The organism is Streptococcus sp. 27098_8_70 (genome assembly GCF_041432215.1).
Taxonomy (GTDB): domain Bacteria; phylum Bacillota; class Bacilli; order Lactobacillales; family Streptococcaceae; genus Streptococcus; species Streptococcus oralis_CP.
Genome location: NZ_JAPVZD010000001.1, coordinates 213,713 through 232,250, shown reverse-complemented (window position 1 = coordinate 232,250; position 18,538 = coordinate 213,713). Strand labels below are relative to the sequence as shown.

The following is an 18,538-nucleotide window of genomic DNA, read 5'->3' as shown; positions in this document are numbered from 1 at the left end:
CTATTATAACAAAAAAATGTAAAGAAGGCACAAATGGCTACTGTAGGCCTTCATCTTCAAGATTTGTTTTATAAGCCTGCCAAATTTTTTGTTGAGGTTTCGCAAGTGGATAATCAGAAAACTCCTGAGGAGAAACCCAGCGAATTTCTCTGTCCGAAAACTGTTTTGTTTCCGTCACTTGACCAGCGATGATTTGAATATGCCATTTCCGATGACTAAATACATGCTTGACCTGGTCAAATACTTGCTGGGACCAATTCACTTCTAAATCATAATCTTGCTCAAAGTTTTCTTGAGGACTTGGCCCAAATACTCTGCTTTCCTCTGTGACTTGTGAAAAGAGATCTAGTTGATTGTCATCACTTGAAAAATCATCAACTTCAATCAATGGGAAATGCCAAAAACCAGCTAGCAGTTTCTCGCTTTCATTTTTCTCTAGTAAAAATTGTCCTTGGTCATTGCGTACAACCAAAGCCTTGAGATAAATTGGCAGGGGCTTTTTCTTGGGTTCTTTAATCGGATAACGACCCATGGTGCCATTCTGATACGCTGCGCTAAAATCCTTAACAGGGCTTTCTTCTGGTCGAGGGTTAACTGGAGCCTCTATGTCAGACCCTAAATCCATCAGAGCTTGGTTAAAGTCACCTGGTCGTTTTGGGTCAATCAAGATTTCCATCATTGCCTGAAAAATTTTGCGATTGCTGGGAACTCCGATATCATGATTAACCTCAAATAAGCGTGCCAAAACCCGCATGACATTGCCATCAACCGCTGGCTCAGGCAAATTAAAAGCGATACTAGAAATAGCTCCCGCAGTGTAAGGGCCAATCCCTTTCAGGCAAGATATTCCTTCATAGGTATTTGGAAATTGCCCCCCAAAGTCAGTCATAATCTGCTGAGCTGCAGCCTGCATATTGCGCACTCGAGAATAATAACCCAAACCTTCCCAAGCCTTCAGCAGACGCTCTTCAGGGGCATTGGCCAGACTTTCAACAGTTGGAAACCAGTCCAAGAATCGTTCGTAGTATGGAATAACTGTATCCACTCTGGTCTGCTGAAGCATGATTTCAGATACCCAGATGTGATAAGGATTTTTACTTCTCCGCCAAGGTAAATCTCGCTTGTTTTCATCATACCAACTGAGGAGTTTCTCACGAAAAGAAATGATCTTCTCCTCCGGCCACATGACGATACCGTATTCTTTCAAATCTAACATATATCTAGTATAACATAGAAGCTTCTAACTGTCCTTTTCTCAGTACTAAAAAGCCTCTTCCCATGGGAAAGAGGACTAAATCTTATTGATGAACTGCTTGAGCTGCTGTGATAAGGGTCAACTTGTACACATCATCTGCATTACATCCACGAGAAAGGTCGTTAACAGGTTTGTTCAAACCTTGTAAAACAGGTCCGACAGCCGCAAAACCACCAAGGCGCTCAGCCATCTTGTAACCGATATTTCCGGCTTCGATACCTGGGAAGATAAAGACATTTGCTTGGCCAGCTACGTTACTTCCTGGAGCTTTTAGAGCTGCAGTTTCAGGAACAAAGGCAGCGTCAAATTGCAATTCACCATCAATCTCAAGGTCAGGGCGCAAGTCGTGAGCAATTTTAGTTGCTTCTACGACCTTATCAACACTTTCACCAAATCCTGAACCTTTAGTAGAATAGCTTAGCATAGCAATTTTAGGTTCAATACCAAACATCTTAGCTGTGATTGCTGAGTTGATCGCAATTTCAGCCAAGGCTTCTGCATCTGGATTGATGTTAATGGCACAGTCACCAAATAGGTAACGTTCCGTACCACGTACCATGAGGAAGGCACCTGAAGTACGAGTTACATTTGGACGAGTTTTAATGATTTGAAGGGCTGGGCGAACTGTTGAGGCAGTTGAGTGAATCGCACCAGATACCATACCGTCAACCAAGCCCAAGTATACCAACATAACACCAAAGTAATTGACGTCTTCAACCAAAACTTTGCGCGCTTCTTCTTCAGTCATTTTGCCCTTACGACGCTCTACTAAAGCAGCAACCATTTCTTCAAATCGAGGATAGTGTTGAGGGTCAATGACTTCATAACCATCCATGATTCCTTCAATTTCAAGATAAATTTTAACTTTTTCAGGATTTCCAAGCAAAACAGGGATTACTTCTGTTTCTTTTACCAAGCGTTTTGTCGCTTGAAGAATACGAGGCTCTTCCCCTTCAGGGAGAACGATACGAGCATTTTTGCCAACCAGGTTGGCTTTGAGACTTTCAAAAACTTCCATGAGTTTTCTCCTTTAAGAAAATAAATTATACTCCAAATAGTGTTTAAAGAGTATTAGTTGATAACTGAGTAATAAGATTGCTGAAATCATCCGGTAAGGGGCTTTCTAGCTGCAAATCTTGCTCTAGAAAGGGATGATAAAAAGATAAATAATGACAATGCAAGGCCTGGCGCTGAATACCGTCGTCTAGGCTGCCTCCATAGAGATCGTCTCCTAAAAGAGGAAAGCCAATATGAGAAAAATGCACTCGGATTTGGTGGGTTCGCCCAGTATGCAGGCGAATATCGACTAGGTGAATATTTCCATAAGACGATACAACTTTGTAAGATGTATGGGCGTATTTCCCACCTTTGGCAACCCGTCTTGTGATAATGGAATCTTCATCACGCGCAATCGGGACGATAATCTCCCCTTCAGGCTCCAAGACACCAGCTCCTTTAACTAAAGCAAAGTAACGTTTTTCGATAGACTTTCGTTGCAACTGCTTGTCTAAACGTGCATGAGCGTAGCCGTGCTTGGCAAAGAGCATCAAACCAGATGTATCTCTATCAAGCCTAGTCACGATATGAACTTGCTGGTTTTCATAGTTTTGCTTGACATAGTAACCCTTGATAAAATTAGCAATGGTATTGGAATGATTAACACTGGGGATGGAAGCTACTCCATAAGGCTTATTTAAAACCAGAAAATGGTCATCCTCATACAAGATATCGAGTGGTCGATCAATAGCTTCAAGGCTCTCAAATCCTTCCTCTGCTGGAATATCAATAGTTACCCTGTCTCCAACATCTAAGAGATAAGTCGCATTTTGAGGTTGGCCATTGACTAGAATAGCCCCGCCTCGAAACTTAATCTTAGCCAAAAGTCCCTTAGAAACCTCGTGTTTCTTGAGGAAAGTTTTGACTTTGACGTGCTCATCTGCGGTAAATTCGAACCTCATTCATCCACCTCGCCGATGAAGGCATCTTTGACACGATTCCAGAAACTAGTGTGACTTGGAGTCGCTAGGAAGTGAATCTTATGATGGTCGATTTGGTACTCAATCCGTTCGATATTACGGAAGGAATAGACGCTGTTATCGACTGATATCGTGTGGTAATCATTGCGTGTCGGCAAAAGTTCAATCTTATCTTTTTTGGGAATAATGATTGATGATCCCAGAGTGCGATAGACTCGGTTGTTAAGACTTGCTATTTCCGTCAACTGTAAGGCTTCAATGGTGGGATGCAAGACAGCTCCACCCAAGGACTTGTTGTAGGCAGTACTTCCCGTCGGCGTTGAAACAGTCACTCCATCTCCACGAAATCTCTCAAACGGAACATGGTTAATGATGATATCCGCAACCATGGTCCGATCTGATCGACGGATACTGGCTTCATTTAAAGCACGGAAGATTTTCACTTCTCCATTTTCAAGCGTTACCTTGACATTCAAGACTGGATAGGAAACTTTGGCACCAGTATCTAGTAAAAGATTGGTCATCAACTGATCCAGCTCAAAATCACGATAATCTGTGTAAAATCCCAAATGCCCTGTATGAACACCTACAAATCGAACCTTGTCTAACTGATTCTCATACTTGTGAAAGGCAGACAAAAGCATTCCATCGCCACCAATCGAAATGACGATGTCGGGATTGGTATCGTTCAGTATAAAATGTTGTTTCTTGAGTTTTTCTCTCAGCTCATGCAAGACCTTCTGACTTTGTGGCTTTCTATTTGCTATGAGGTCAACTCGTTTACCTGTATTCTTCATCTGTATCGTCACTATTTCCTACACCATCGTTTAATTTTCTGCTCAATGGATCAAAGAGAGCCTGCGCTTCCTGGATATCATCACGAATCTTACCCATTTCTTCATCCAGTTGATAGGCTATTTTGGCCGTGATTTCCAGTCTTTTCCTGATTTCTTCTGGAAAATCGCCCTGATATTTATAATTGAGCGAGTGTTCAATCGTAGCCCAGAAATTCATGGCCAAAGTACGTATTTGAATTTCCGCCAAAATCGTCTTCGCTCCGTTTATCGTATCAACCGTGTATTCGACAACCACGTGATAAGAACGATAACCTGAAGCCTTACGATGAGTGATATAGTCTCGTTCCTGAACGACTCTCATATCTTGGCGTTTACGTAGAATCTCAACTACTTCTTTAACGTCATCAACGAACTGAACCATGACACGTAAACCAGCAATGTCTTGCAGATCATGTTCCAGACTTGCATATGTAATTCCTCGACGAGCCATTTTTTCTTTGATACTTTCAATCGGTTTGACACGACCCGTTACAAACTCAATCGGAGAATGCTTGTTTTGCTTACGATACTGTTTGCGAATTCCCCGAAGTTTAATCTTCAATTCACCAACAGCCTGAATGTAAGGATCTAAAAATTCTTCCCATTCTATGGTCATACTTTCTCCCTTGTAATGTTTGATTGCTCTGTCGAAAATCTTTGATTTTTTCAGTACATTCGTATACAATAAATACATTGTCCATTATACCATAAATCGCTTTCAAAGATATAGAAAAGGTTGAAAAAATGAAACATTTAGAAATAGAATTGAAAACACTTCTGAAAAAAGAGGAATATAATCATCTAAAAAAACAGTTTTCCCATATCCAACCCGTCCTTCAGAAAAACTACTACATTGACACACCAGATTTCCAATTGCGTGAAAAGAAGGTTGCCATGCGCATTCGCACTTTTTCAGATTGGGCAGAATTGACCTTGAAAGTGCCTCAAACTGTAGGGAATATGGAATACAACCAGAAACTAACTCTTCCAGAAGCTGAATCGTACCTAGAAAAACAAAAACTACCTCCAGGGCTCGTTCTAGAGAAACTCGCTAAGATTGGCATCGAAAGCCATGACTGGCTTGTTCTAGGCTGCCTTTCCACTCTACGTTATGAAATGAAAACTGAGATTGGCTTAATGGCCTTAGATGAAAGTCACTACTTTGACCAGACGGACTATGAACTCGAGCTTGAAGTCACCGACCATGAAAAAGGGAAAGCTGATTTTAAGAGATTTTTAGATGAAAATCAGATAACCTATCAGAAAGCTCCTTCAAAATTAATTCGTTTTATTAAAAGCATGAAAAAAAGCTGAAATAATCTCCTTTTTTTGGTAAAATAGAAAAGATAAAAATAAAAGAATCTGGCTTTGAAAAACAAAACTTTCTCAAAGAAGATTCACAAAGTTTACAGAGGACGGTCTATAATGTCAGATAGAAACAACATGAAACTTTTCACCCTAAACTCTAACCATGAAATCGCTCAAAAGATTGCGGATACAGTTGGTGTACCTCTTGGGAAATTATCCTCTCGACAATTTTCTGACGGCGAAATCCAGGTCAACATCGAAGAAAGTGTCCGTGGCTACGATGTCTACATCATCCAGTCCACTAGCTATCCCGTTAGCAACCACTTGATGGAGTTGTTGATCATGGTTGATGCTTGTGTACGTGCAAGTGCTCATAGTATCAACGTTGTCCTTCCTTACTTTGGTTATGCTCGTCAGGATCGTATTGCTTCTTCTCGCGAACCCCTCACTGCAAAACTAGTTGCCAATATGCTTGTCAAAGCTGGTGTAAGCCGTGTTCTAACACTTGACCTCCATGCTGTTCAGGTCCAAGGTTTCTTTGACATTCCTGTAGACAATCTTTATACTGTTCCTCTATTTGCTAAGCACTACTGTGATAAAGGTCTTCTTGGCTCTGATGTCGTTGTTGTTAGTCCAAAGAACTCTGGTGTTAAACGTGCACGTAGTTTGGCTGAATACCTTGATGCTCCTATCGCTATCATTGACTACGCCCAAGACGATTCTGATCGTAACGAAGGCTATATCATTGGGGATGTTGAAGGCAAGAAAGCTATCTTGATTGACGACATCCTAAATACTGGTCGTACATTCTCTGAAGCAGCCAAAATCGTTGAACGTGAAGGCGCAACTGAGATTTATGCAGTATCCAGTCACGGTTTATTTGTTGAAGGTGCAGCAGACCTTCTTGACGCTACAAACATCAAAGAAATCCTTGTGACAGACTCCGTAGCGACCAAAGAAAGAACTCCAGAAAATGTATGTTACATTACTGCTAGCGAATTAATCGGAGATGCTATCGTCCGCATCCATGAAAGAAAACCAGTCAGCCCACTCTTTGCTTACAACAAAAAGAAATAAGGTGATTCTTTGATTTATTTGGACAATGCTGCTACGACTCCTATGTCAGCAGTAGCTATTGCAGAAATGACCAAGGTCATGCAAGAAACTCATGGTAATCCTTCTAGTATTCATGGCCATGGTCGACAAGCTGGTAAACTCTTACGAGAGGCTCGTCAAGACTTAGCCCTCTTACTAGGAACCAAACCTCAACATATCTTTTTCACGTCTGGCGGTACAGAAAGTAACAATACAGCCATTATCGGCTATTGTCTCCGTCATCAAAATCGTGGAAAACATATCATCACGACAGCTATTGAACACCATTCTGTACTTGAGACTATCGATTATCTGGTGCAACATTTTGGTTTTGAAGCAACTATCATCCAACCAGTAAATCAAGAAATAACTGCCCAGCAAATTCAAGAGGCCTTACGTGACGATACCATTCTCGTTTCCACCATGTATGCTAATAATGAAACAGGTAGTCTCTTACCTATCGCTGAGATTGGACGTATTTTAAAAGAACATCCTGCTGCTTATCATGTTGATGCTGTTCAAGCTATCGGAAAAATCCCTATCCATCCTGAAGAATTAGGAATTGATTTCCTTAGCGCTTCTGCCCACAAATTCCATGGACCAAAAGGAGTTGGCTTTCTTTATGCTTCTTCCACGGGCTTTGATTCCTACCTTCACGGTGGAGACCAAGAACAAAAGAAACGGGCTGGAACAGAAAATCTCGCTGCCATTGTAGGTATGGTCGCTGCTCTCAAAGAGGATTTAAATAACCAAGCTAAGCATTACCAAAAACTAAGCGCACTCAAATCTGCTTTTTTAGAAGAAATTGCTGATTTAGACTACTATCTCAATGAAAGTCAAGACCAACTGCCTTATGTTTTGAATATCGGTTTTCCTGGTCAGAAAAATGATTTGCTTTTACTTCGGTTAGACCTTGAGGGAATTTCAATTTCTACCGGTTCCGCTTGTACTGCTGGTATTGTGCAAACCAGTCATGTGCTTGAAGCATTTTATGGACCAGATTCACATCGATTGAAAGAATCTGTCCGTATCAGTCTCTCTCCTCTTAACACTGAGGAGGAACTGAAACAACTCGCACAAACCTTAAAAAATATTATTGGAGATTAATCTAATGGCATTCGAAAAAACCATTAAACTACAAAACTGCCGCTACGACTATACACTTAGCCCAACTGTCAAAAAGTTCACACTGAAAGACAATACTTTCTTTGAAACAAAAGTTGGAAACTTCGAACTGACTCGTCTACTTGAAAAAGTACCCAACAGTGGTGAAGGTTTCAACCTAAAAATCATCATCAATAAAGACCTTACAGGTGCTAAACTCAACATCACTGACAAATCTGGCCTTCGTTTGGTGAATATCTTTAAATCAGAAGATCACCATATTCACCAAGAAAAATTCTACTTCCTCATGGACAGTTTAGTAGAACGCGGTATCTTCACTAAAGAAGAAAGATAATTGACTATGTATCGACTTACCTATCAAGATAACTATCACGTAGAACGTACACTTGAATATAAGGATTACGAAGAGCTTATGTTATCTCTATCAGGCTGTGTGACCCTACCTGATACTCACCTAATCAGCTCCTTAACGCTGAATGATAAGGTGATTTATCAAGGATTGGTTGGCGATCTCTACCGTTTTCTATCACAAGCTCATTTTTCAGATAAAAACTAAGAAATTTCTTAGTTTTTTCTTGTTTTTGTTGATTTTTTCACAATGTTTCTATAAAATAGAAGAATAGAAAGGTTGTGATTTTGTGAAAGATAAACAGTCTGCTATTCCAAAAGCAACAGCAAAAAGACTCTCTCTTTACTATCGAATTTTCAAGAGATTTCATGCAGAAAAAATCGAACGTGCCAACTCCAAGCAAATTGCAGAGGCTATCGGTATCGACTCTGCGACCGTTCGTCGGGATTTTTCCTATTTTGGTGAACTAGGTCGTCGTGGTTTTGGTTACGATGTCAAAAAATTGATGAATTTTTTTGCTGATCTCCTAAATGATAACTCCATTACAAATGTTATGTTAGTTGGAATCGGAAATATGGGCCATGCCCTTCTCCACTACCGCTTCCACGAGCGTAACAAGATGAAAATTATCATGGCCTTTGACCTAGATGACCATCCAGAAGTTGGGAGCCAGACACCTGATGGAATTCCAATCTATGGTATCTCACAGATTAAAGAAAAAATCAAAGAAGCAGATGTCAAAACTGCTATCCTAACAGTTCCAAGTGTTAAATCACAAGAAGTTGCCAATCTTTTGGTTGATGCAGGTGTAAAAGGGATTCTCAGTTTTTCTCCTGTCCACTTGCACCTCCCAAAAGATGTGGTTGTTCAGTATGTCGATTTGACAAGCGAACTCCAAACCCTCCTCTATTTTATGCGTAAAGAGGATTAGAAAGCGAAAGCATGTATGAATAAACCAGTTATTGGGATTACAGGAAATGAAAAAGCTCATCCAGATGATGACATCATGATGAGCTATGCAGCAAAGGGCTTTGTTGAAGGAGTCAAGGACGCTGGCGGAATTCCAATCATCCTACCGATTGGTGATCAAGAAATGGCTACCCATTACATCAGTATCATTGATAAGCTCATCCTAACGGGTGGGCAAAATGTTGATCCAAAATACTATGGTGAACCAAAGGCTATTGATAGTGATGACTACCACCTTCAAAGAGATATTTTTGAACTAGCACTTATCAAAGAAGCGATTAAGCAAAAGAAACCAATTTTCTCTGTTTGTCGAGGTACTCAACTTTTCAATGTTGCCATGGGGGGCACGCTTCACCAAGATATCGAGGATCATTGGCAGGACTGTTCAGCCGAATACACGACCCAACGCCTCGTAACGGAACCTGATACTATTCTCCGAGAAATCTATGGAGAAATTTCTCACATCAACTCCTTCCACCACCAGAGCATTAAAGATCTAGCCTCAAATCTTAAGGTTGTAGCACATGATCCTAAAGATGGAATCATTGAGGCTGTGACAACTACGGACGACTTTCCTTATCTTGGTGTCCAATGGCATCCAGAATTTCTATTTGAGAATCGCCCCAAAGATAAAACGCTATTTGACTATGTTGTTAATGAACTCTAAATCAAATCCGTCTTTTCACGGTAACTAAAGTAATCCGAGTGCGAGACAATCAGATGGTCCAAGAAAACAATTCCCATCAGTTCGCAGGCTTCCTTGACTAGTTTAGTGACATGGTTGTCGTTTCGACTAGGAGATACTGCACCAGATGGATGATTGTGAACGAGAATCACTGAGGTAGCCATATGCTTGAGGGCATAGTGAAGAATTTCCCTCGGTTCAGCAATGCTACGTGTCGCAGATCCGATAAAAATAGTTTGCTGATGAATGATTTGATTTTGAGTATTGAGATAGAGCGCCACTAGGTGCTCTTGTTTTTTGTCGCCAAGTTCCTGTTGCATTTTCTTGGCTAGCTTTTGACTGCTGAGAATACTTTCCATCTCAAGGGTTTCATGTTTGTGAATACGATGTCCCAGTTCAATCACCGCTTGTAATTCAATGGCCTTAATCCGTCCAATACCAGACAGACTCTGCAATTCCTGCAGGGTCATTTTCTTTAAATCAGTTAGACTGTTAAGACTATTCAAGACTTTTTGGGCAATTTCAAAGACATTTGCCTGACGCGTTCCCGTTCTGAGCAAAATAGCTAACAACTCTTGATTGCTCAGAGCCTCTACTCCCTCTTTAACTAGTCTTTCTCTAGGCAAGAGTGAATCTTCTTGGAATGAAATACTGTACATAAAAATCCTCCTCACTTTATTATTCGTGAGAAGGATGAAAAATTAGATTTTTTTCTCAATTGGAGCTACACTAGCTAAGAGTTTTTTCAGACCGACTTCTGGGAAATTGATTTTTAGTTCCTGAGTATCACCGCTACCAGAGACTTCCAGAACAGTACCCTCTCCCCACTTCTTGTGAAGTGCAATATCTCCAATGGACCAACTTGTATCAGTCGAATCTTTTTTATTTTCAGCTGCAAATTGTCCAAACGGGAGACCGCTTGACTGGATAGAGCTTGGTGCAGCATTGCGCTTCCTTTCTTGCAGGGCCTGAGCTAGGCTCATACCTTGACCAAAGGCCACTCCACCACTGCTATAAGATGCCTTAAAGCTAGTATTCGCTGGACGGGCCAAGCCTTGATAGTCAAGCAAGTCCGAACTGATTTCATTGATAAAACGAGTCGGACGATTGTAACTAGTACGACCAAAAAGCAAGCGAGAGTTGGCATTGGTCAGATAGAGAATCTTTTCTGCACGCGTGATACCGACATAGGCCAAACGGCGTTCCTCTTCCAGTTCATCCGGATCTTCTGCTGCACGACTAAGTGGAAAGACATTTTCCTCCATCCCAATGATAAAGACAACTGGGAACTCAAGTCCCTTAGCTGCGTGCAAGGTCATCAAGGTTACTTCTGATGTCTCCTGACTGCCTGAATCTGTGTCTGCAATCAAAGCCAAGTCATTCAAGAATCGACTGAGTTTGTCCAAACCAGTTTCTTCTTCCTGACTATCAGGGTTGTCATCAAAGTTTTTGGTAACAGAAAGGAATTCCTCGATATTTTCAACCCGCGCCTTGCTCTCCAAGGTTGCCTGAGCATTAAGAATATCGACATAACCTGTTTTTTCTAGAACAGCCTCCACCAGCTCGGTGATAGTTAATTGATCCAGTTTTTCCCGCAAATCCAGAATCATATTGGCAAAATCCCAGATAGACTGAGCTGCTTTTCCTTTGATGCCAGACAACATGATATTGGCTGAAGCATCCAGCATAGACATGTCTTGCATATTCGCAAAGTCGCGAATTTTCTCAACCGTCCCTGGGCCAATTCCGCGTTTTGGTTCGTTAATAATGCGCTCAAAACTGATATTGTCACTCAGATTGGCAATGAGATTAAGATAGGCGATAATATCACGGATTTCCTTACGACTGTAGAACTTGGTTCCGCCGACCATAGTATAAGGAATATTGGACTTTAGGAGGGCCTCTTCAATAGTACGAGACTGGGCGTTAGTCCGATAAAGAACTGCAAAATCCTTGTGGAGGAAGTTTTGAGTTCGACCAAGTTCATCGATGGTTTTGGCTACAAAAACAGCCTCATCTTGTTCGTCATTTGCGCGATAATAAACAATTTGCTCCCCATCCGCATTCTGGGTCCAGAGATTCTTGGGACGACGTTTTTTATTGTTTTTGATGACGTCGTTGGCAGCCTGGAGAATGGTTTTAGTTGAACGATAATTCTCCTCTAACAAAACGACCTTGGCTTGAGGGTAATCTTTCTCAAAATCCAAGATATTCTGCATATCAGCCCCACGCCAACCGTAAATAGACTGGTCAGCATCACCGACTACGCAGATATTTTTAAAGCGTGAAGCCAAGAGTTTGACCAATTGATACTGGGCATGGTTGGTATCTTGGTACTCATCAACATGAATGTACTGGAACTTCTGCTGATAGTAAGTCAAGACGTCAGGATTTTGATCAAAGAGACGCAGGGTCAGCATAATCAAATCATCAAAGTCAACGGACTCAGACTGACGAAGCTCCTTTTGATAAGCTGTATAACACTGGGCCACGATTTGCGTATACATATCACCAGCCTGAGCAGCATAAGCCACATCATCAATCAAGTCATTCTTAGCATTGGAAATGGTTCCCAAAATGGTTCGTTCATTCCATTTTTTTGGATCCAAGTTTAACTGCTTGAGAATGCGTTTCATGAGAGTTCGTTGCTCACCAGGATCTACAATAGTGAAATTCCGATTGTAGCCAATATGATCCGCATCGCGACGTAGGATACGAACACACATGGAGTGAAAGGTCGCAATCAAACAGTCCTGAGTAGCTGGATTGAGGCCATAGGCACGCTCCTTCATCTCACGCGCCGCCTTATTGGTAAAGGTAATGGCCAAAATATTCCAAGGATTGACCATCTTTTCATCAATCAAGTAGGCGATTCTGTGAGTTAAAACACGAGTCTTCCCAGAACCAGCACCAGCCATGATTAATAAGGGCCCTTCTGTCGTTTGCACTGCCTCAGCCTGACGGTCATTCATTCCATTCAATAATGCGTTCATTTTCTCTTCCTTACTCTTGAAGTCAATGTTTCTATTATATCAGAAATCGAGGAAAATATCTTTACCTAGACTGATTGCGTCTAGAAAGTAACTCTATTATCAGCTGAAGACAACTCCTTAAAGCTAGATAAAAAAATGAGCTTGGATATTATTTCCAAACTCATTTTAATTCAATTAAACTATTAGAACAATCCTAGAACAGTTCCGTCGCTTTCAACATCCATATTAAGAGCGGCTGGTCGTTTTGGAAGGCCTGGCATGGTCATGACATCACCAGTTAGGGCAACAATAAAGCCTGCCCCTAATTTTGGTACCAATTCACGAATGGTAATTTCAAAGTTTTCTGGTGCTCCAAGTGCATTTGGATTGTCTGAGAAACTGTACTGAGTTTTAGCCATACAGATTGGCAATTTGTCCCATCCGTTTTGAACGATTTGAGCGATTTGTGTTTGAGCTTTCTTCTCAAAGTTCACTTTGCTACCACGATAGATTTCAGTAACAATCTTTTCAATCTTTTCTTGGACAGAAAGGTCATTGTCATAAAGACGAGTGTAGTTGGCTGGATTTTCAGAGATTGTCTTGACAAGTGTTTCGGCAAGTGTTACACCACCTTCTGCGCCATCAGCCCAGACACTAGCCAATTCTACTGGTACATCGATTGAGGCACAAAGTTCCTTCAAGGCTGCGATTTCAGCCTCTGTATCAGAAACAAATTCATTGATAGCTACAACTGCTGGAATACCGAACTTACGGATGTTCTCAACGTGGCGTTTCAAGTTAGCAAAACCTGCACGAACTGCTTCTACATTTTCCTCTGTAAGAGCGTCCTTAGCTACACCACCATTCATCTTAAGGGCACGGAGAGTTGCGACGATGACAACAGCATCTGGAGATGCTGGCAAGTTTGGTGTCTTAATGTCAAGGAATTTCTCAGCACCAAGGTCCGCACCAAAACCAGCTTCAGTAACAGTATAATCAGCCAAGTGAAGGGCTGTGCTTGTTGCCAAAACAGAGTTACATCCATGAGCGATATTGGCAAATGGACCACCGTGTACAAAGGCAGGTGTACCGTAAATTGTCTGAACCAAGTTCGGTTTGATAGCATCTTTCAAAATCAATGCTAATGCTCCCTCAATCTGTAAATCACCAACAGTAACTGGTGTACGGTCATAGCGATAGCCAATAACGATATTCGCCAAACGACGTTTCAAGTCCTCGATGTCCGTTGCCAAGCAAAGAATGGCCATGATTTCTGAAGCAACTGTAATATCAAAACCATCCTCACGAGGAATACTGTTTAGAGGACCACCAAGTCCAACGGTTACATGACGAAGGGCGCGGTCGTTCAAGTCCACTACACGTTTCCAGAGAATACGACGTTGGTCGATTCCCAGCTCATTTCCTTGGTGCAAGTGATTGTCAATCAAGGCTGAAAGAGCATTGTTGGCTGTTGTAATGGCATGCATATCCCCCGTAAAGTGGAGGTTGATGTCCTCCATTGGAAGCACTTGGGCGTAACCACCACCAGCTGCACCACCCTTAATCCCCATGACTGGACCAAGAGATGGTTCGCGGATAGCAATCATGGTTTTTTTGCCAATCTTGTTCAAGGCATCCGCAAGACCAATGGTAATAGTTGATTTTCCTTCACCTGCTGGAGTTGGATTGATGGCAGTAACCAAGATTAATTTCCCAACTGGATTGCTCTCAACTGCACGAATTTTATCAAAGCTGAGTTTAGCCTTATACTTCCCGTACAATTCCAAATCGTCGTAAGAAATACCAAGTTTCTCAACAACATCAACGATTGGTTTCAACTCAATACTCTGTGCGATTTCAATATCTGTTTTCATTCAAAACTCCTCTAACCTCTAATGTGATAATTCATTATATCACAAAACAAGATTTTTAACATCCATAAACTCTCTAAACGTTCGTAAATATCATTGTTTTAAAGATTTTTAGGGCTCTTTTGAAAATTTTATATGGCTTTATAGTTATAAACTATAGTGTAGCTTCGTTTTTCCAAAAATTTATCGCTTTCATTTTACTTACTGTTTATTTTTGTGTACAATAGTCCTATGAAAATTTTAGTCACATCGGGCGGTACCAGTGAAGCTATTGATAGTGTCCGCTCTATTACTAACCATTCTACAGGTCGCTTGGGGAAAATCATCACAGAAACCTTGCTTGCTGCAGGGCATGAAGTTTGTTTGATAACGACAAAACGAGCTCTGAAGCCAGAAGCTCATCCCAACCTAAGCATTCGAGAAATTGATAATACCAACGACCTTCTAGTTGGGATGCAAGAACTTGTTAAGGAATATCAGGTCTTAATCCACTCAATGGCTGTGTCTGATTATACTCCTGTTTATATGACGGGGCTTGAGGAGGTTCAGGCTAGCTCCAATCTAGAAGAATTTTTAAGCAAGCAGAATCATCAAGCTAAGATTTCTTCAACTGATGAAGTTCAGGTTTTGTTCCTTAAAAAGACTCCAAAAATCATCTCTCTAGTCAAGGAATGGAATCCTGCTATTCATCTGATTGGTTTTAAACTGCTAGTTGATGTTACCGAAGACCATCTGGTTGACATTGCTAGAAAAAGTCTTATCAAGAACCAAGCAGACTTAATCATCGCAAATGACCTCACTCAAATTTCAGCAGATCAGCATCGCGCAATCTTTGTTGAGAATGATCATCTTCAAACTGTTCAAACCAAAGAGGAAATTGCAGAACTCCTCCTTGAAAAAATTCAAACCTATCATTCATAGAAAGGAAAGCCATGGCAAATATTCTCATTGCAGTGACAGGTTCCATTGCCTCCTATAAATCAGCTGACCTGGTCAGTTCTTTGAAAAAACAAGGCCATCATGTCACTGTCTTAATGACCGAGGCAGCGAGAGAGTTTATCCAGCCTTTGACACTACAGGTACTCTCACAGAATCCAGTTCACCTTGATGTCATGAAGGAACCCTATCCTGATCAAGTCAATCATATCGAACTAGGTAAAAGAACTGATCTTTTTATCGTTGTCCCTGCTACTGCTAATACCATTGCCAAACTTGCGCACGGTTTTGCGGATAACATGGTGACAAGCACAGCGCTTGCCCTACCAAGTCACATCCCTAAACTCTTAGCGCCAGCCATGAATACAAAAATGTATGACCATCCGGCAACCCAGGCTAATCTAAAAACATTAGAGACCTATGGTTATCAGATTATCTCTCCAAAGGAATCTCTACTAGCCTGTGGCGATCACGGCAAAGGCGCCCTAGCTGACCTGAATACTATATTAGAAAGAATAAAGGAAACCCTCGATGAACAAACGCTCTAACATTGCCCCAATTGCTATCTTTTTTGCAGTTATGCTCGTTATCCACTTTTTGAGCTCTCTCCTATTTAATCTTTTCCCATTTCCAATTAAACCAACTATCGTTCATATTCCAGTAATCATTGCTAGTATCATTTACGGCCCACGAGTTGGTGTTACACTTGGTTTCTTGATGGGACTGCTAAGCTTAACGGTAAACACGATTACCATCCTTCCAACCAGCTACCTCTTCTCACCATTCGTACCGAACGGAAACATCTATTCTGCGATTATTGCTATTGTCCCTCGCATTTTGATCGGTCTGACACCTTACTTGGTATATAAACTGATGAAAAATAAAACTGGGCTAATCCTAGCTGGTGCCCTTGGTTCCCTTACCAACACCGTCTTTGTCCTTGGGGGAATCTTCTTCCTTTTTGGAAATGTCTTCGACGGCAATATCCAAAAACTCCTAGCAACCGTTATTTCTACAAACTCAATTGCCGAGCTTGTCATTTCTGCTGTTCTAACAGTAGCAATTGTCCCACGTTTACAAACCTTGAAGAAATAAAAAATCAACTCCACTTTCATCCTGAAGGTGGAGTTTAGCATTTAAAACATAAGAAACATCAATAGAATATGAAAGCCAAAGCGCAGGAGCTGATACGAAAGAGGGGTAGGTTGCTGGCTTTTCTGGCTATCCAAGTATAGGGTTAGTGATAGAAAAACCAAACCAAATGCAATCACCAATCTGACGAAATAAGCAATTTCGAGTATTGCTGCCATCAAAAGAAAACCTAATAAAGGAAGGCTAAAAAGTGAAACAGCCAGGCCACTTGCTAATAGAGAGAGTAGCGAAAGGACCAATAAACTATAAACTAGGAAACGAGTCCAACCTGAGACTACTTTCCCTTCACTTTTCTGTTTTGACATCATCACGATTACCACGATTAGGTAAACAAAAAGTATCATCACAATTTCTCCTCGGGTCCTATTATTCTTTACCACATTTTAACCAAATTTTCCTGAAAAATCAATAATGCTTCTTGACTTGATTGGTGATTTATTGTACTATACTTGTGTATATACAGATAAATGGAGGTTCTTATGGATATACGGAAAAAAACGCAGTTTATGACTATGACTGCCCTACTCACTGCAATAGCGATTTTGATTCCAATCATTATGCCTTTTAAAATAGTTATCCCACCGGCTTCTTACACCTTGGGAAGTCATATCCCCATCTTTATCGCCATGTTTCTTTCGCCTTTGATGGCTGCTTTTGTGATTATTGCTTCTAGTCTCGGTTTCCTGATGGCAGGTTATCCGCCTGTTATTGTACTTCGTGCCTTCTCTCACATTGTTTTTGGTACTTTGGGGGCTTTGTACTTAAAGAAATTCCCTGAAACCTTGGATAAACCAAAGGCATCTTGGATTTTCAACTTTGTTTTGGGTATTGTTCATGCTATCGCTGAAGTAATAGCTTGTATCATCTTTTATGCTACTTCAGGGACAAATGTTGAAAATATGTTTTATGTTCTTTTTGTCCTAGTTGGTTTTGGAACAATTGTCCATAGTATGGTAGACTATACATTAGCACTAGCTGTCTATAAAGTGCTTCGAAAACGTCGCTAAAAGGAAAAACTATGACAAAGGATCGCAAACAAGCTCTTCTCAAACTGTTAAAAGAGGCGCCAAAAGCTCTCAATGGTCAAACCCTGGCTGAACACTTCCATGTTACACGCCAGGTCATTGTACAGGACATCGCTATTCTCCGAGCAGATGGAGCTCCTATCCTATCCACCAATCGTGGTTATATCTACAAAGAAAATGATGCCAGCCCCTACGTCCACAAACTCTTTAAAGTGAAACATGAACTGGAAGAAATTGGTCAGGAACTTCTAGCTATTGTAGACAATGGCGGACGCGTTCAAAATATCTTAATCGATCATCCCGTTTATGGCGAAATTGAAACCCTACTCAAACTCACTTGCCGCCGAGATGTCCAGCACTTTCTGGAACAAGTCGAGAATTCAGACTTTAGACCCCTTTCTGAATTGACAGATGGCATTCATTACCACCTTGTTGAAGCCGAAACGCAACAAGACCTCCACTATATCGAGGAGGCCTTGGATCAGTTAGGTTATTTAGTAAAAGACTAGAAAATTTCTTTCTCCCAGCCGTCCTCTGTGCGGTGGCGATAGAAGAACTCAGACTTGTCAGGTGCTTCCATCATTTCCATCAAAGGCAACATATCATAGGCCAGATCCAAGTTTGGAATCTGGTCTTTTTGCACCCAAGATACTTCTCCTTCTTCTGAAGATTGGAGATTTCCAGTAAACTCTGTCGCTTTATAGCAAACAACGATGTAGCGCCCACCTGTATCTAAGGGCCAGTTTTTAATGCCGACTAGTTGTGGATTCTGAATGGTTAGACCTGTTTCTTCATAAATCTCACGAATGACAGACTCGGCAAAGGCCTCGCCGTTCTCAACATGACCTCCTGGAAAGGCATAGCCAGACCAGCGATTGTTTTCGGGTGAACGATACTGCATCACCACGCGCTGGGTTTCGAGGTCTTCAATCAGACAGATGTTGGTTAAAATAGTTGCTTGGGCACGGGACATAGATTTGCTCG

Annotated in this window: 22 protein-coding genes; 12 read left to right on the top strand and 10 right to left on the bottom strand. The window is 41.2% G+C overall.

Annotated elements, in window-relative coordinates; all coding sequences use genetic code 11:
* Positions 1–37 precede the first annotated feature (37 nt).
* The 5 genes from mutY to O3655_RS01080 all read right to left on the bottom strand — a co-directional run bounded on the left by mutY (position 38) and on the right by O3655_RS01080 (position 4,683).
* Positions 38–1,216, bottom strand: a complete 1,179-nt coding sequence (gene mutY, locus O3655_RS01100; protein WP_042902231.1) for an A/G-specific adenine glycosylase — start codon at positions 1,214–1,216, stop codon at positions 38–40.
* Positions 1,217–1,298: 82 nt separating this feature from the next.
* Entirely contained in the window at positions 1,299–2,273 is a 975-nt protein-coding gene (pta, locus tag O3655_RS01095) for a phosphate acetyltransferase (protein ID WP_042902230.1), read from the bottom strand.
* A gap of 43 nt (positions 2,274–2,316) precedes the next feature.
* Positions 2,317–3,213: an RluA family pseudouridine synthase gene (locus tag O3655_RS01090; protein ID WP_308697010.1), complete on the bottom strand. Its 897-nt coding sequence runs from the start codon at positions 3,211–3,213 to the stop codon at positions 2,317–2,319.
* Positions 3,210–4,028, bottom strand: coding sequence for an NAD kinase (locus O3655_RS01085; protein WP_042902228.1), 819 nt, complete (start codon positions 4,026–4,028; stop codon positions 3,210–3,212). Before O3655_RS01085 ends, O3655_RS01090 begins: the two co-directional genes overlap by 4 nt.
* Complete coding sequence (locus tag O3655_RS01080; protein ID WP_000151555.1) at positions 4,012–4,683, bottom strand: GTP pyrophosphokinase family protein; 672 nt, start codon at positions 4,681–4,683, stop codon at positions 4,012–4,014. Before O3655_RS01080 ends, O3655_RS01085 begins: the two co-directional genes overlap by 17 nt.
* A 128-nt stretch (positions 4,684–4,811) precedes the next feature.
* Here O3655_RS01080 and O3655_RS01075 point away from each other — a divergent pair, with 128 nt between their 5' ends.
* From O3655_RS01075 to O3655_RS01045, 7 genes are all read left to right on the top strand, one after another.
* Complete coding sequence (locus O3655_RS01075; protein WP_042902226.1) at positions 4,812–5,381, top strand: CYTH domain-containing protein; 570 nt, start codon at positions 4,812–4,814, stop codon at positions 5,379–5,381.
* 111 nt (positions 5,382–5,492) lie between these two features.
* Positions 5,493–6,452, top strand: coding sequence for a ribose-phosphate diphosphokinase (locus O3655_RS01070; protein WP_001283843.1), 960 nt, complete (start codon positions 5,493–5,495; stop codon positions 6,450–6,452).
* A gap of 9 nt (positions 6,453–6,461) precedes the next feature.
* Complete coding sequence (locus O3655_RS01065) at positions 6,462–7,577, top strand: cysteine desulfurase family protein (RefSeq protein WP_371641102.1); 1,116 nt, start codon at positions 6,462–6,464, stop codon at positions 7,575–7,577.
* Positions 7,578–7,581: 4 nt separating this feature from the next.
* On the top strand, positions 7,582–7,929 hold the full coding sequence (locus O3655_RS01060) for a DUF1831 domain-containing protein (RefSeq protein ID WP_000863524.1): 348 nt from the start codon (positions 7,582–7,584) through the stop codon (positions 7,927–7,929).
* Between the two features lie 6 nt (positions 7,930–7,935).
* Positions 7,936–8,151, top strand: coding sequence for a DUF4649 family protein (locus O3655_RS01055; protein ID WP_084943438.1), 216 nt, complete (start codon positions 7,936–7,938; stop codon positions 8,149–8,151).
* 82 nt (positions 8,152–8,233) lie between these two features.
* Positions 8,234–8,875, top strand: coding sequence for a redox-sensing transcriptional repressor Rex (locus O3655_RS01050; RefSeq protein WP_000653410.1), 642 nt, complete (start codon positions 8,234–8,236; stop codon positions 8,873–8,875).
* Between the two features lie 15 nt (positions 8,876–8,890).
* The gene (locus O3655_RS01045; RefSeq protein WP_371641101.1) at positions 8,891–9,580 is read left to right on the top strand and encodes a gamma-glutamyl-gamma-aminobutyrate hydrolase family protein; all 690 of its coding nucleotides are present in this window, start codon (positions 8,891–8,893) and stop codon (positions 9,578–9,580) included.
* Here the strand turns inward: O3655_RS01045 and radC are convergent.
* From radC to O3655_RS01030, 3 genes are all read right to left on the bottom strand, one after another.
* Entirely contained in the window at positions 9,577–10,257 is a 681-nt protein-coding gene (gene radC, locus O3655_RS01040; protein ID WP_042902221.1) for a DNA repair protein RadC, read from the bottom strand. The two genes, O3655_RS01045 and radC, sit on opposite strands and share 4 nt — an antisense overlap.
* Before the next feature lie 42 nt (positions 10,258–10,299).
* Positions 10,300–12,591, bottom strand: a complete 2,292-nt coding sequence (gene pcrA, locus O3655_RS01035) for a DNA helicase PcrA (protein ID WP_042902220.1) — start codon at positions 12,589–12,591, stop codon at positions 10,300–10,302.
* Between the two features lie 182 nt (positions 12,592–12,773).
* On the bottom strand, positions 12,774–14,444 hold the full coding sequence (locus O3655_RS01030; protein ID WP_000845267.1) for a formate--tetrahydrofolate ligase: 1,671 nt from the start codon (positions 14,442–14,444) through the stop codon (positions 12,774–12,776).
* A gap of 228 nt (positions 14,445–14,672) precedes the next feature.
* On the opposite strand from O3655_RS01030, the gene coaB reads away from it, so the two are divergent.
* From coaB to O3655_RS01015, 3 genes are read left to right on the top strand one after another with little or no spacing between them, the layout of a single operon-like run.
* Entirely contained in the window at positions 14,673–15,362 is a 690-nt protein-coding gene (coaB, locus tag O3655_RS01025; protein ID WP_070535367.1) for a phosphopantothenate--cysteine ligase, read from the top strand.
* 11 nt (positions 15,363–15,373) lie between these two features.
* Entirely contained in the window at positions 15,374–15,925 is a 552-nt protein-coding gene (gene coaC / locus O3655_RS01020; protein WP_009730209.1) for a phosphopantothenoylcysteine decarboxylase, read from the top strand.
* Positions 15,909–16,472 carry an ECF transporter S component gene (locus O3655_RS01015; protein ID WP_001042720.1) on the top strand — a complete coding sequence of 188 codons (564 nt, stop codon included), beginning with the start codon at positions 15,909–15,911 and terminating at the stop codon, positions 16,470–16,472. Before coaC ends, O3655_RS01015 begins: the two co-directional genes overlap by 17 nt.
* Before the next feature lie 41 nt (positions 16,473–16,513).
* Here O3655_RS01015 and O3655_RS01010 read toward each other — a convergent pair whose 3' ends face one another.
* Complete coding sequence (locus O3655_RS01010) at positions 16,514–16,873, bottom strand: hypothetical protein (protein WP_049549936.1); 360 nt, start codon at positions 16,871–16,873, stop codon at positions 16,514–16,516.
* 135 nt (positions 16,874–17,008) lie between these two features.
* On the opposite strand from O3655_RS01010, the gene O3655_RS01005 reads away from it, so the two are divergent.
* Positions 17,009–17,536, top strand: coding sequence for an ECF transporter S component (locus O3655_RS01005; protein WP_049549937.1), 528 nt, complete (start codon positions 17,009–17,011; stop codon positions 17,534–17,536).
* Positions 17,537–17,547: 11 nt separating this feature from the next.
* Positions 17,548–18,063, top strand: coding sequence for a transcription repressor NadR (locus O3655_RS01000; protein WP_000159158.1), 516 nt, complete (start codon positions 17,548–17,550; stop codon positions 18,061–18,063).
* Here the strand turns inward: O3655_RS01000 and O3655_RS00995 are convergent.
* Positions 18,060–18,527, bottom strand: coding sequence for an 8-oxo-dGTP diphosphatase (locus tag O3655_RS00995; protein WP_084867380.1), 468 nt, complete (start codon positions 18,525–18,527; stop codon positions 18,060–18,062). The genes O3655_RS01000 and O3655_RS00995 overlap by 4 nt on opposite strands.
* Positions 18,528–18,538: the final 11 nt, after the last annotated feature.